Annotated in this window: 12 protein-coding genes; 1 reads left to right on the forward strand and 11 read right to left on the reverse strand. The window is 48.7% G+C overall.

Translation table 11 applies throughout. From position 1 onward, the window contains the following. The first annotated feature begins 16 nt into the window (after nucleotides 1-16). A complete protein-coding gene (locus HP401_RS34180; protein ID WP_173606944.1) occupies nucleotides 17-1663 on the forward strand; it encodes an AraC family transcriptional regulator in 1647 nt (548 codons plus the stop codon). Between the two features lie 49 nt (nucleotides 1664-1712). On the opposite strand, the gene HP401_RS34185 is transcribed toward HP401_RS34180, so the two are convergent. The 11 genes from HP401_RS34185 to HP401_RS34235 all read right to left on the reverse strand — a co-directional run bounded on the left by HP401_RS34185 (nucleotide 1713) and on the right by HP401_RS34235 (nucleotide 14398). After that, nucleotides 1713-2501: a DeoR/GlpR family DNA-binding transcription regulator gene (locus tag HP401_RS34185; RefSeq protein WP_015892734.1), complete on the reverse strand. Its 789-nt coding sequence runs from the start codon at nucleotides 2499-2501 to the stop codon at nucleotides 1713-1715. Nucleotides 2502-2524: 23 nt separating this feature from the next. Beyond that, a complete protein-coding gene (locus tag HP401_RS34190; RefSeq protein WP_173606945.1) occupies nucleotides 2525-3688 on the reverse strand; it encodes a saccharopine dehydrogenase family protein in 1164 nt (387 codons plus the stop codon). A gap of 20 nt (nucleotides 3689-3708) precedes the next feature. After that, on the reverse strand, nucleotides 3709-4827 hold the full coding sequence (phnW, locus tag HP401_RS34195) for a 2-aminoethylphosphonate--pyruvate transaminase (protein ID WP_173606946.1): 1119 nt from the start codon (nucleotides 4825-4827) through the stop codon (nucleotides 3709-3711). After that, nucleotides 4824-5618 (reverse strand): phosphonoacetaldehyde hydrolase, encoded by a 795-nt coding sequence (gene phnX, locus HP401_RS34200; RefSeq protein ID WP_173606947.1) that lies wholly within the window; start codon nucleotides 5616-5618, stop codon nucleotides 4824-4826. Before phnX ends, phnW begins: the two co-directional genes overlap by 4 nt. A 3-nt stretch (nucleotides 5619-5621) precedes the next feature. Then, nucleotides 5622-7331 carry a putative 2-aminoethylphosphonate ABC transporter permease subunit gene (locus tag HP401_RS34205; protein ID WP_173606948.1) on the reverse strand — a complete coding sequence of 570 codons (1710 nt, stop codon included), beginning with the start codon at nucleotides 7329-7331 and terminating at the stop codon, nucleotides 5622-5624. Between the two features lie 5 nt (nucleotides 7332-7336). Then, complete coding sequence (locus HP401_RS34210) at nucleotides 7337-8386, reverse strand: putative 2-aminoethylphosphonate ABC transporter ATP-binding protein (protein ID WP_173606949.1); 1050 nt, start codon at nucleotides 8384-8386, stop codon at nucleotides 7337-7339. A 17-nt stretch (nucleotides 8387-8403) separates the two neighbouring features. Next, complete coding sequence (locus HP401_RS34215; protein WP_173606950.1) at nucleotides 8404-9480, reverse strand: putative 2-aminoethylphosphonate ABC transporter substrate-binding protein; 1077 nt, start codon at nucleotides 9478-9480, stop codon at nucleotides 8404-8406. Between the two features lie 222 nt (nucleotides 9481-9702). Beyond that, nucleotides 9703-10395, reverse strand: a complete 693-nt coding sequence (locus HP401_RS34220; RefSeq protein ID WP_173606951.1) for an aspartate/glutamate racemase family protein — start codon at nucleotides 10393-10395, stop codon at nucleotides 9703-9705. Nucleotides 10396-10401: 6 nt separating this feature from the next. Continuing rightward, the gene (locus HP401_RS34225; protein WP_173606952.1) at nucleotides 10402-11289 is read right to left on the reverse strand and encodes a sugar nucleotide-binding protein; all 888 of its coding nucleotides are present in this window, start codon (nucleotides 11287-11289) and stop codon (nucleotides 10402-10404) included. Nucleotides 11290-11342: 53 nt separating this feature from the next. Next, nucleotides 11343-12374: a Cfr family 23S rRNA (adenine(2503)-C(8))-methyltransferase gene (locus HP401_RS34230; RefSeq protein ID WP_173606953.1), complete on the reverse strand. Its 1032-nt coding sequence runs from the start codon at nucleotides 12372-12374 to the stop codon at nucleotides 11343-11345. Nucleotides 12375-12919: 545 nt separating this feature from the next. After that, a complete protein-coding gene (locus HP401_RS34235; protein WP_173606954.1) occupies nucleotides 12920-14398 on the reverse strand; it encodes a PepSY domain-containing protein in 1479 nt (492 codons plus the stop codon). Nucleotides 14399-14576: the final 178 nt, after the last annotated feature.

Consider the following 14576-nt stretch of genomic DNA (forward strand, 5'->3'; position numbering starts at 1 on the left):
AAGGAGGAAAAAACCGATGCTTCACTCTATATCACCTCATCCTCCGCTCGGTTCCCTTCATTTTCAGTTGTGTAAAGTAGAGCGGTCGGCTAATCCTTCACCCACTCCCTTCCATACCCTACTCTTTTTCAAAAAAGGGTACGGTAGCCTCCGTATTCACGACCAAACGTTTACACCTTTGGCAGGAAAGTGTTTCTTGCTTTCACCGTCTACTCCTTTTGCTATCGAATCCTTGTACGACAGCGCAATTGAGTGCTATCAAATCTCATTTACCGTCATCTTGTTCGATGCAGACAATAAGCCCCTACCGTACCCATTCGAACTGCTTGATGGCCGTATCGAGCTGTCCGCTCACCCTTCTGCTCAGCTCTTGCGCTTATGTGATGCTTTGCTCTTGAGCAGTTCCACTTCTTCTGAATTGGACAGCTTTTGGCAGCAATTGCGGTTCCAGAAGCTGCTCGGATTTTTGCTAGAGCAAAATTTATCTTCTACCCATATGCCCAACAAGAGCAAAGAGGTGGAGAACAGCATTCGTTATATCCAGCAAAATTATCAAGAGAACATGACGGTCAAGCAGTTGGCACAACTGGCCAATGTGCCGTCGTGGCAGTACACGCTGCTCTTTCGCCAGTTGACGGGTAAAAAGCCTTTGGAATATTTGACAGCGCTGCGTATTTATCAAGCGAAAAAGCTCCTGAAAAGCTCAACCGATTCATTGCGGGACATCGCCTCGCAGGTCGGCTTCACGGATGAGTATTATTTCAATCGTCGCTTTCGAAAAACGACCGGTTACACGCCAAGGCAATATTCCAGGCTGACTCAACGCATGGAGCTCGTGCGGGACTGGACAGGGCATGAGGTAGAGATCCCCCTTCAGCCACAACGCATTATTTATATAGGGGAGACGTTTAATGATTTGCTCGCGCTCCATGTGGAAAACATCGTCGGCGGGAATTTTACCTGGATGGAACGAACAATCTATCGAGACAGAGTAAAACGCGTGCAGGATATCGCCTTTCCCGTTGACTATGACCATTTGACGACATTGAAGCCAGATCTGATCATTTTCGCGAACGCAGAAGAAGACAAATACAAGCAGATGAGCCGGATTGCCCCCACGCTCACGTTTAATTCATTTGCTTCGCTGGAGGAACGATTGCATACACTCGGAGAATGGCTGGGGAAAAAGGACGAGGCGCAAGAATGGCTCAGGAAATACCACATGAACGCTGCCACTATGTGGAATCAGCTCCGCTCCGAGCTTGTGCCTGGTGAGACTGCCTCCGTCTTTATCCATGAGCATGGCGGGCGTCTGTTCGTAATGGGCACTTCAGGACTTTCCTCCGCCCTCTACCATCCGAGCGGTTTTACTCCTGTGGATAAAATTCAAGAAGTACTGCAAGCGGGCTACGGCTTTATCGAAATTCAAGAGAAGGACATCCACCTGTACGCAGGCGATCGAATCTTTATGCTGCTGTCCGAAGACCCCGAATCGCGTCAGGCTACTGCCGCATTCATGCAAAGTGATAGGTGGCACAGTCTGCCTGCCGTTCAACACGGCTTTGTCTATTTTGTAGAAGCGCAAAAATGGAATGGCGGCGCTGCCCTTACCAGAGAGAGATTGCTGCATATGCTGCCTTTTTGGTTACAGCATTCTTCTTAAAGCAAACAGGCCAGCTTCCCTGTCGTGGGGAACACTGGCCTGTTTGCTACTACTCCTCTGCTACCATCCATGCTACATTTTTTGCTTGGAGTTCTTTATTCCACTCTGCTGGTGCTGCCATATCGCTGATCACGATATCGACTTCTCCCAAGTCTGCGATCTTGCACAATGTGCTGACCCCTATCTTGGAGTGGTCCGCTAGCACAATGCTTTCATTAGCATTTTCGATGAAACAACGGGCGAGTTCCGTTCGATCCGGCTCATAGCAAGTCAAGCCTTTATGGAGCAGGATGCCGTCTGCCGCGATAAACGCCTTGTCTACATAAAATTGTTTCATCATCTTCTCTGCATAGGTCCCGCTGACCCGATGATGCTTGGCACTCACTTTCCCACCCAGGAAGTAAATGTCTGCCGCAAGCATTCCATTGTTTTGGTACTCGATTAGTCGATTCAGCGCCGTGATCGAGCTAGTGAGGATCGTCAAATCTTTTTTCGTCACGAGAAAGTTGATCATTTTCAGAGTCGTTGTTCCTTCATCGATGACAATGGTATCGCTGTCTTGTACCAAATCTGCTGCCAACCGTCCAATCCGTTTCTTTTCTTCCGCTCGTAAGACTTCACGAGCAATATGAGAAGGCTCAAAGCGCTCCACTGTCAGCTTTACTGCCCCGCCATAAACCCGCTTCAGCTTTTTCTCCGCTTCCAGCTCTTCCAAATACCTGCGGATCGACTCAGACGAGACCTGCAGCTTTTTTACCAGTTCATTGGTCCGCACCTTGCCATTGGAATTGATCAACTGCAAAATGATTTGCTTACGCTCTTCCCCGAACAACGACACGACGAATGTCCCCCTATCGTACTTTACGTCATTTCGATTTTCTCTCCATGGATGTAAATCTGACGTTTTGCCAGCTCGTGAAAAATCACAGCCGGATCAAATGCTTCTTCTGGTGTGATGACGCCAGTAGCTTTTACGTTTCCTTTTGCGATCTGCTCAGTCGCAATCGCCAGCGGGATTCCTACGTTGCGGGTATAGGCGCGCAGCCCAGCCCAATCGACTACAGAGCCGTCAGATGCCGGATGTGTATGGTACAGGACGTGTCCTACTTTGCGACCGTCCTTGGTACCTGTTACCTCGACATGAAGCGAATACCCGTATAATTCCGTCTCTTTTCCCTCCCTAGAATTGTAGAGGTATTGGGAGATACAATCAAGGATTCCCACCTTTGTTTCCCCTACTGTGATGAGGTCGTTGCGTAAAAAGCCATAATCATAGAGGGCTTTGACTAGCTCCATGTTTTGCTTCGGCCATGTTCCGCGCACCTCGATCAGCTTTACCCCTTTTGGGGACAAAGCCTTTGCCAGCGTCTTCGTTTCTGCATGAGGAATGATGTACTGAATTGTTTTTCCATACGGCTCGGGAAGCTTTATTTCGCGTGGGCGAGCAAATGGCGGGACTTGAATAAATTCCCCATTTTCATAGACGACGCGCCCTGGCAAGTCTGGATCATACTCGTAGGTCGTCGTCTCTGTGATTGATTTGGAAAAGGCAATCGGGCGAAAGGAACCGTGGCTGACGCGGACTTCGTCGACTTCATCGAGCTGGTTTGCTGCATGCATCGCCATCATTTGGGTCAGTCCAGGTGTCATGCCAAAGCCTGGCAGGCAGGTCTTCCCATGATCGCGGAAGATCGCGTCTGATGCGTTTTCTTCCCCAAAACCGTTCAAATTGATGCCATGGCAGCCAGCCTCCGCAATCGCAGCAGTAGACAAACCGTTCAGTGTGATCGTGGTTCCGTCCATAACGATGTCGTAGCCGCGCATTTTTTGGACCGTATCCGCATGATCGCGTACATTTACCGGAACAAAATCTACGCGTGGATCGTTCAACCACTCGACTACTTTGCGACCTTCCTCTTCATGAAAATCTCCGATCGTGATCTGCTCAAAATCTGAATGCATCACGAGATCGAGCACGGCTTCTCGACAAATATTTCCCGCTCCACCCAAACAAAACACCTTCATCACGATAGCCTCCTCATTCTTTACTCCAGCCAGAAACGATTGTTTTCCATTGCGGTGATTAATCTCTCGATATCCTCTGGGTAAACCTCTCCGATATTGCCAATCCGAAACGTGTCCGCTTGCGAGATTTTACCCGGATAGATGACGAAGCCTGCCTGCTTTAGCCGCTCATACAGCTGTGCGAAGGTGAATGCCTCGCTTTCGGGATAATAAAAGGAAGTGATGAAGGGCGATTGCGATTCTTTTGGCAACAGGATGCGAAAACCGATGCGCTCCATGCCTTCTGCGAGTAACTGCTGATTGCGCTGATAACGCTCGTACCGTTTTTCCACTCCGCCCTCTGCCTCAAGCTCTATCAGTGCTTGATAAAAAGCTCGCACGACATGAGTCGGAGAAGTATAGCGCCACTTTCCGTTTTGCTCCTCCATCGTCTTCCACTGGCTGTACAAATCGAGGGACAACGTACGGGCGATCCCTTTGCAGTTGATGAGCGCAGACGTTTTGGCAATGACAAAGCCGAAGCCAGGCACGCCTTGGATGCATTTGTTCGCGCTTGAGATCAAGAAGTCAATCGAGAGCTCTGCTGCATCCATTGGAATGCCACCGAAGCTGCTCATCGCATCTACGATATAGACTTTTCCGTATTTCTTGACGACTTCACTGATTTCTTTGATGGGATTGAGCATGCCCGTAGTCGTTTCTGAATGCACGACAGCCACATGCGTGATCGTTGCATCCGCCGCTAGTTTCTGCTCCAATACCTCTGCATCGGCTTTTGTCACTTCGCCAAAATCAATGACCTCCGTCGGGATTCCATGAATTTGTGCCATTTCCACGATCCGATCCCCGTATGCACCATTCGTCATGACGAGCAGCTTGCCGTCTGCGGGAATCGCACTGCTCACCACTGCTTCCACACAAAAGGAACCGCTACCTTGTATCAAAACGCTCGTATAATCCTCTACCTGCGTAGTTGCCAATCGGACGAGCTTTTGGCGGATTGCCTGTACCAGTTCATTGTAATCACGATCCCACGTGCACCAGTCCCGCAGCATCGCCTCGCGGACGGTTGGGGAAGTGGTCAATGGCCCGGGGGTGAGCAACAAGTACGGATTATCGGTTGGTCTTGTCTGATTCATGGTCTCTCTCCTTCTGCCTGACGCATCTCGATCTTTTTGAGCACCTCATCCAAGCATCCGATCTCCTCGATCACGTAGTGCGCACCCGCTGCCATCAGTCGTTCTGTTGCGATAGCCAGTTTTTTATCCAGCTCTTCCTGTAGCATGCTCGTCACTTCCTCCAAGGACAGACCGAGCTCGCTTCCACCCTTCAGAACGCCAACGGTCCACATTCCGGCGTTTCTGCCTTCTTTCATATCGCTCGTCGTATCACCGACCTTGACTATCTCGTTCATTGGATATACGTCCAGCAGGATCGCATTTTGATAGCACATCCATGGATACGGACGTCCTGCAGGCACTTCACTTGGGGTGATCAGTACGTCCGGCTCGTAGCCCTGTTGTTTAGCCGATGCTGCTACCACATTCATCATTTCTCTTGTGTAGCCTGTGGTCGAGCCGATTTTGAAGCCCTGCTCACGCAGACGTCCTACCAATTCAATTGCTCCCGGAACAGGAGTGGCATACTCGTGCAGCGTAGCCATCAGCATCGGTTCGAAGTCAGCGTACAATTCGTCCACATCCGCTTCATTCGGAAGTCGACCGTAACGCTCTTGCCATAGCGCTGCTACCCGCTCCATTTTGCAAAGCGCCTGGATATGATCGCGCTTGAGCATCCCCATCGGTTCGCGCGCTTCTGCTGCTGTCAGCTCGATCCCCCGTTTTTTGAACACCTGTAAAAAGACAGCCAAAGGAGCGAAACATCCGTAATCTACCATCGTTCCTGCCCAATCAAATACTACTGCTTTCATGCTTTATGCCACCTGACCTTTCTCTTGGTAGGACCCTGTTGTCCGCTTGCGAAGTTTGGATGCGATCCATTCTGCACCAGCACGTGCGAGGATGTTGAGGAAGACAATCAATACAGACATCGCTGCTGCCGGAGCCACATCCCCGGCGTCATCCATGTTCACGATGGAGACAGATGCCAACTTGAAATCGGCTGCGTACAGAAAAACAACCGCCGAGATCGTCACCATCGAGTTGATGAAAAAGTACACCGCCATCTCGACAATTGCCGGCATACAGACGGGAATCGTGACGCGCCACAGTAGCTTTGTCTGCGGGATCCCCATGGATTCTGCCGCCTGCTCGAACTCGGGATCGAGCTTTTTCAATGCGCTCGTTGCTGTAATAAAACCAACTGCGAAAAAATGAATGACGTTCGCCAAAATCAAAATCCAGATCGTTCCGTACATCCCGTGAAATGGATTCGACGGATTATTGAAGAAGAAAATGTACGCTAGCCCAATGACCATCCCCGGCAATGCCAGCGGGAGAATCGACAGGAAGTATCCAGCTTGGCGAAGCCCCTTCCACACTTGGGACTTTTCTATAGTGTAGGCCGTAATAAACGTCACCGCCGTCCCGATCACTGCCGTCAGCAAGGCGACGAGAATGCTGTTCCACAGTGGCTCGATCCCTTCTCCAGCTACGTTGGAAAAATCGTAATGATCCAAGCCGAAAGTCAGATTGTACGGCCATACTTTAATGAAAGAAGCTAGTACCACCGCAGCCATGAGAAGCAGCAAAAATCCGCTGACGCTCAAACAAAGAATGAAGTAAAACGTGTCGCGCAAACGATTTTCCTTGATTCGATACGGTTTGGACTTGGCTGTTACAGCCGCATGCTGCTTTCGCTCAACAATCCGGTCCACGACAAACGCTACGAGCGCAGGAATGATCAATAGCAGCCCAACCGTTGCGCCCATCGTCATATTTTGCTGACCGATGACCTGCTTGTAGACGTCTGTTGCCAGTACGGAAAACTGTCCGCCGACAACCTTTGGTGCTCCGAAGTCAGTAAACGAGAGAGTAAAACAGACAAAGCAGGCGCTGACGATCCCGTATTTCACACTGGGAATCGTCACTACAAAAAACTTGCGCAAATGGTTCGCTCCGAGCGTATCCGCCGCTTCGTACAATTGATAGTCGGCAAAAGCAAGGGAAACTGCGAGAATCAAATACGCTTGTGGGAAAACATAGACGATCTCCGCCAAAACAATCCCAACTGGGCCGTACAAATCGATGTCCCATTGAAACGGAAGCAATCCGAAGATCCCTGTCGTCACCAGCCCTTGATTCCCAAAAAGGTAGGTCAGGGCGATTCCGTGCATCATTGTGGGCGCAAACAGCGGCAGCAGCGCGATCGCCCGAAAGACTCGTTTTCCGCGAATCCCGCTGCGCGTCAAGGCATACGCGAACAAAAAAGCGAGTGTGACTGCAATCAGCGTGGTCATCCCAGAAATATACAAGGTGTTATTCAGCGACCCTGCCAGTGCTGGGGTGGAAAAGTACGTAACGAAATTGTCCAGGCCGATGAACTGACCGTTCTTGTTATAGAATGCTTTGGAAAACAGCTGGCCAAGTGGCAACAGGACACTCGCTGACAATCCAAGAACGACAAGGCCGATGAGCCACTTTTGCAGGGCTTTTCCATCGAAGATCGATGTCATTTCCTTCATGCTGCTCACTCCTGTTCCTCTATGGTTGGCGCATGCTCAAATGTCAGCAAATTCTCTAGCGGAAACTCCAGCCACATCTTTTTGCCTCGGGCAATTCCAAGTCTTTGTGCCTCGGCCGCTATTAAATCGATTGTCAGAAGCTCTTTTTTTCTCTGCCCTTCCTCTTGCCACTCCAGAAAGATTCGGTAAAAAGCACCGCGAAACTCTATTTCGGAAATAGTCGCAGGCATGGTGCATTCGGATTCTTGCTGCAAAAGCCGCACATGCTCTGGTCTGATCGCAAGTAAGCGATTCGGATCAGATTGCGCATTCTCAAAGCGACTGTACTCAAAAAAGTTGATCGCTCCGATAAAATCAGCAACAAACGGAGTCGCTGGTCTGTTATAGATCTCCTCGGGTGTACCTACCTGAACGACCTCGCCGTGATCCATGACGACGATCTTGTCTGCCATGGTCAATGCCTCATCCTGGTCATGGGTGACCATCACTGTTGTCATGCCGTACTGCTCATGCAAACGCCGAATCTCCCGGCGCAGCTTTTGTCTTACCTTTGCATCCAATGCGGATAGTGGTTCATCTAAAAGCAAGATATCCGGCGATAGTGCAATCGCTCGCGCCAAGGCAATTCGCTGCTGTTGACCGCCTGAGAGCTGGCTGGGATATTTGGCGGCGGCATGAGACAAATCAACCATGTCTAGCGCCTCTTCTACTTTGGCTGCGATCTCTTTTTTCCCTAGCTTCTTTTCTTGCAGGCCAAAGGCAATGTTTTCGGCAGCCGTCAAATTAGGAAACAAGGCGTACGACTGGAACATCATCGCAATGTTTCGTTTTGCAGGAGGCAGAGAAGTAATCTCCCTGCCTCCCAGAATCATCTTGCCTGTTGTCGGCTGTTCCAATCCAGCCAGCATTCTCAGTAATGTTGTTTTACCGCAGCCACTGGGACCGAGCAGACAAACAAATTCATTCTTGTCAATTTCGATGGAAATGTGCTCCAATGCGGCAAACAAACCAAAGCGTTTACTGACCCCTTGAATGGATAGATAGGATTGTGTCATGCTGTTCTCCTCGCTGCTTACTTGGGTTCACTCTTGGTCGCGTATCGTTTTTCCCACTCCGCCAAGACGTTGTCGCGATTTTTTGCGGCTTGATTCAGGTCGAGCTTGATTAATTGCTTGATCGGATCTACTGCGTAGCCTTCCGGAAGTGTCGCGCCTTCTTGCTTGACACTGACGATGGCGAAGTTCTGGTTATAAGCTTTCATGACTTCATCCGAGATTGCCCAGTCCAAGAACAGCTTGGATTCTGGCTTGATTTGACTCTTTTTCATCAAAGCATTCGCCTCTACGTCCCAGCCTGAGCCTTCTGTTGGAAAGACGACTTCCACTGGTGCGCCTTTTTTCTTCTCAGTAATCGAACGGTAGCCAAAGGAAATACCGATTGGATACTCGCCCGATGCGGCCATTTTCGCTGGCTTCGAGCCGGAATGCGTGTAGATCGCCATGTTTTCATGCAGCTTGTCGAGGTACGCCCAGCCTTCTTTCTCCCCTTTTAATTGCATGATTCCGTTGACGGTGAGAAGCCCAGTTCCAGAAGACGCTGGATTCGGCATCACGATCAGCCCTTTGTACTCCGGCTTGATCAGGTCTTCGTATGAACGCGGGATTGGCAAATTACGTTTTTCCAATTCCTTCGTATTGACTGCAATCGCAGTCTCCCATGCATCGATTCCTACCCAGCTTGCCGGTTCCTTGGAATCCTTAAACTCCGGAGATACCTTCTCGATCCCTTTCGGCGAATAGCTTTCGAGCATGCCCTGCTGTTCGAGTACAAGCAGGCTTGTCGCTGCTGTTCCCCATACGACGTCTGCTTGTGGATTATCTTTTTCCGCCAGCAGCTTTGCTGTGATGATCCCTGTAGAATCGCGGACGATATTGACCTTTACATCTGGATATTTTGCTTTGAAGGATTCCAAATACGTTTTGATCTGGTCATCCTCCAGCGCCGTATACACTGTAATCTCACCTGAGGCGTTTGTACTTTCCTTTGTGGAGGTTTGTGTGTTTGGTTGTGACCCTGGTGCTTGTCCACATCCTGCTAAAAACGCAATTGATAGAATGGAAGCAAGTAAAGGATAATGCCATTTCTTCATGAGAACCTCTCCTCTTTGCGGAATGTTCATTTCTTGGTTCCTACGACACCAATCTTACGGGGAAAATATTAAGCGAATATGAACGCAACGTAAATTGATTGTTTTTATGTGTTTTTGGTTGTGATTTTTTGGTTTCATAAAATACATTTGCACAAAAAAGACTGAGTCATCCATTCTAGTAGCAAATGGAATGAACTCAGTCTTTTATTTCTTGCCTTTGATCTACCGCAAAGCAGCCTCCACAGCTGCCTCTGCATGAATCGCAGTAGTATCAAAGACCGGGACCATGCAATCTTGGGCTGTGATCAATAGACCGATTTCCGTGCAACCGAGGATGACTGCCTCGGCGCCTTCCTTGACCAGTCGCTCAATAATCGCCTGGTATGTACGCTTAGATTCTTCGCGAATGATCCCGACACACAGCTCCTTGTAAATAATCTCATGGACGAGTGCTCGCTCTTGTTCATCCGGTAGCAATACCTCTAATCCATGAACATCACGCAGACGCCCTGTATAGAAATCCTGCTCCATCGTAAATCGCGTCGCAAGCAGTGCCACTCGTTTATGCCCGTGGTTTGTGATCGCTTGCGCTGTCGCATCCGCGATATGAAGAAAAGGCAAACTGGTCGCTTCCTCGATAGCATACGCCAGCTTGTGCATCGTATTTGTGCAGAGAACAATCAGGTCGGCTCCTGCCGCTTCGAGGCTTTTCGCCGCAAGCGCCAGCCGCTCGCCTGCTTCTTCCCATCGTCCTTCTCGTTGCATTTCTTCGATCTCGGCAAAATCAACAGAATACAGGATGCTTTTTGCCGAATGCAAACCGCCCAGCCGCTCCTTGACGGTTTCATTGATCAAACGGTAGTAGACCAAGGAGGACTCCCAGCTCATGCCGCCAATTAATCCGATTGTTTTCATTGTTCTCTACTCTCCTTTGTCGTTATCGTTTCCATGCGTGTTTTTCCATCCCGCCTGACGAAAACGGGTTTTTAGTAGTTCATGCGCCTTTTTCGTACACAACGAAGTGTCCAACGGAATCCCTCGTTCCAGCGCCTCCGCTTCTGTTAACAAGGTTTCTTTTACACCATCAGCATTCAACCCTAATGCCAGAGCCATCTTTTTGTAAAAAGAATAATAACTCTCTTTCTCTGCTGGGCCTAGATGTAGCGTTCCAAGGTAAGGACCATGCAGCAATTCGTGGATGGCATTCCCCACGTCTTCCACATGGACAAACGACTTGTACAAATTACCTGACCGGCTTATTTCTCTCCCAGCTTCCAGATCTACACTCATCGAAGCGACGCGTTTATCCCATTGCCCAACCGCATTGCGACCATAGATCGGGCCCACTCGCACGATGACATGATTGGGATGCCGCTGGCGAATGGTAGCTTCCCCACGTATTTTGGCATTTGAATAAGCAGCTAACGGATTTCTCTCATCTAACGGCTCGGACTGATCTTCTTCCCGATAAGAGCCAGTACCTCTTCCGAAGACTCCGTCTGTGGAGATGAAGATCAATTTGCTCTCTTCCGGTAACTGAGAAAGCAGAACATCCAAGCCTTTTTCTATTAGCTCTCGTTCATCTGTTGCACTCATCAACGCCCAAATGACAACATGCGGTGAAAACTCTTGCAGTATCGCTGAAAAAGAAGGGGTGTCAGTCACGTCGACCCGAAGTAATTGATGGTCAACTTGTGCAGAAAAGCAAGTACCTATCAGATCAATGGCATTATCCGGCAATAGCTCCTGATAGATTTGACTTCCCAAGTAGCCGCTAGCCCCCATTAACAATACGCAGCGTTTCTCCATGGCATGTCCCCCCTTCACCACTTACCATTTCCATTATGATCCAATATACCACATTATTCAGAACGGTATAACTGGCCGCATGCCGCGTTTATGTCCGATCCGAATTGAGTTCGGACCGTGACGCTTATCCCCCTTGACTTCAAGATCCGAACAAACGCTTTAATCCGCGAAGGATCGGATTGCCGATAGCTGTCTGGCGTAACTTCGGTCGAATTGAATGGAATCAGGTTAACGTGGTAGAGATGTTCCCAAGGTCCTCTTTCTCTTAGCAACTCGGCAACTGCTTCCGCATGCGCTGTCGAGTCGTTTACTTCACGAAGAAGAATATACGCAATATATACCTTTCTCCCTGTTTCCCTGATGTGGCGATCCAATGCCATCAGTACGTCGCGGACTGGGAATCGGTCGTTGATCGGCATCAGCTCGCTTCGCTGATCGTCGAACGGCGAATGCAGCGAGAAGGTTAGGTTAACCTGGGGAAACTCCCGAGTCAGCTTGTCGATCCCCGGCAACAAGCCGATCGTGGAAATCGTAATTCGTCGATGTCCTAAACCGAAGAGATACGGGTCGGTCAATATCGTCATGGCCTCAAAAATATGCGGGTTGGCGAGCGCCTCCCCCATGCCCATGAATGAGATGCTGTCCAAAGAGTGGCCGTTCAAACGAAAGTACAGCAATTGGTCGGTAATTTCGTCGGCGGTCAGATTTCGTTTCAGGCCAATGGTACCGGTAGCACAAAACTTGCACCTGAATCCGCAGCCGCACTGTGTGGAAATACAATACGATTTCCACCCCCGCTCATAAGTAAGTCGTACGGCCTCCACCTGTTCGTCGCCCGGAATCGCAAACAGCACCTTGCTAACCTGTTTCGACGTGAGTTCCTTTACCGGAGCGATATTGCAAACGTTCGGACCTAGTACCCGGTTCAACTCGTCGCGCAAAAATTTGGGTAGGATGGTCATCCGTTCGTATTCACCGATGTTTTGCTTGAAAATGGCGTCCATAATCTGAGCATACCGATACTCGGGCTGCTTGCATTCGGACAGTATTTGCCGAATCGTTTCATATTTCGAGGTTAGTTTCATGTCTTCTCCTTACCGCCGGAGAAACCATATAAAGCAACCGTCAATGGGCTGACACGTTATTCATCTATATAGAAAAAGCGCATACGTTTGCAGACGGATTACTACGTGCATCTGTCGATAAATAGGTTATTCTCCGGCAACCGATTTGTTTTTTTGTGAACCGCTTCGCACAATAGGAACCGATTCACATAATCATCTACAACCTCAATCTCCATCGCTTTCATCCTCCTTGAAATGGTTTATCTCTTCTCAGAATAAAAAAGAGCTACAAGAAAGTTACCTTTCTTGTAGCTCAAAAAATACAACACATCCAACCCATGCAGGGTATAAAAAGGATATATTTTCTGAGAGAAAAGAATAAGGTAACGATCTTGCCAATAAAGAATAAGACAAATTCTGCTTTATTCTTTAAAAAAGCGGCAAGAATGATTACATTATCCTCTTCATCTCCTATCGTTAATTGTCAGCACGATTTTAACATACCAGTTTCTGCATGACAACATCCTCTACATGACGAAACAATAATCTAACTGACCATTTACTACCTACTCTTTGAACTTACCTGTCAGGGCATTGATATCGATATCGTTAAGATCAATTGAATAGGCAAGGACCGGTTTGGCCAACCTCTTTCCATTAATAAATGGGTAGATGTATAACAGTTCGGTGGGTTTCGCCAGCAAGGCCTTGGCTGCTGCATCTATGGAGACAGCCTTCCTCTTATCCGGGAGCTTGGCAGGCTTTTGGTCGAGTTGTTGATAGTACTCGGTGATTTTCCCTGTGACTCCATTCACACCAATACCAATGCTTCGTCCATATTCCAGCGGAAGTCCCTCAACAGATGGCACAAGCTCTACTACATACTGATGTGGATTCCCCCTATCAGGATTCTTCCAATCAGGAGTCACCCTGTAGTAGAACTCCTTTTCTTCCTGTTTGAGATATGGCTGCAGGAACTGAACAGCTTTCGCAAGAAGCTGCTTTTCCGATAATATTGTCTTTCCTTTTTCGGTTTGGGTGTTCGAATAGCTTTTAAATCCGATCACAACGTCATCCTTCGTATACAAATACTCACTAAAATCAGGCGAAAAATAGACCCTTTCCATCTCGCTATTGCCGCCATTGCTATTGAAGATACTACCCTTCAGGCTGATACCAAACTCGCTTTCGTAAATCCGCGTTGCCTCCTGCTCATTCTTCACCTTTACTACCTTTCCACCAGGCGTGAGGGAGGTTGGTTTCCACCTCCAGGTTCTGTATTGCCGATTAGTGATCAGCTCAGCTCCTGTTACTGCGTCCACATAACCGGAGAATACAGCGGAGTAGACGAGATCGGTCTGATTTTCACCAGTCTTGTACATGAGTTGCAGTAGGGGTGGGATACAGCGGCTGAGCTGATCTTTCTTCATCGCCTGGGCTGGGGGGAGGAAGTCAGCTGGATTGATGTTTGTCAGCGTGTTTTCTCCTTCCGAAACGTGGGTTACCTGTCCCGCACTGTTTACTGACAACCGAAACTCATCGCCAACTACCTCAATGCCATTTACATAGCGGCTATAGATGACATCGCCTACAGGAGCTCGCGTTACCTTGTACAGGCTGCGCATTTCACCGATCCACCCCTTCATGAAGGTATCGGCGCTCTTATAGGCCAGCTTGTCATCAGGAATTTCAAGATCCTTGTCATCCAATAAATACGTGAGCAGTTTCCCGGTTTCTGCATGGATATAGGCTCTGGCAAAGAATTCATTATTTTTTTCATAACGGATCTCGTACACAGGCTGGTCTTTCGTTTCCAAGGTAATATATCTTGATGTGTCATTGAGCGTTGGGATGAGCTTTTGCAGCTTTTGCTCCGTTCGTTTTACCTTTTCGCTTAACTGATTTTCCTGAAGGGGAGCTTCTGCTTGTTGGTTCCCTGTCTGATTCGCCATGACTGTGCCCGAGGCTGGTGACAGGAGCAGTGTGGCTGTTAGGAGTGCGCTACTTGCCAGTACAGGATAACGCCTTTGAGAGGTCGAGGTCATATGTGTCTCCTCCATCTTTTCTTGACGTTGAAGCTCACACAATAAGACGATATTTGGAAATGATTGTCACATGATAAGAAAACATATCTCACAAAAAAATTTGGTTTGAGTCAACATAGCGGAGGAGAAGAAAAAGCACAGTTCTCTTCGACTCTGACACGCCAGCTGGGGGATTGAG

The sequence above is a fragment of the Brevibacillus sp. HB2.2 genome, assembly GCF_013284275.1.
GTDB lineage: Bacteria > Bacillota > Bacilli > Brevibacillales > Brevibacillaceae > Brevibacillus > Brevibacillus brevis_D.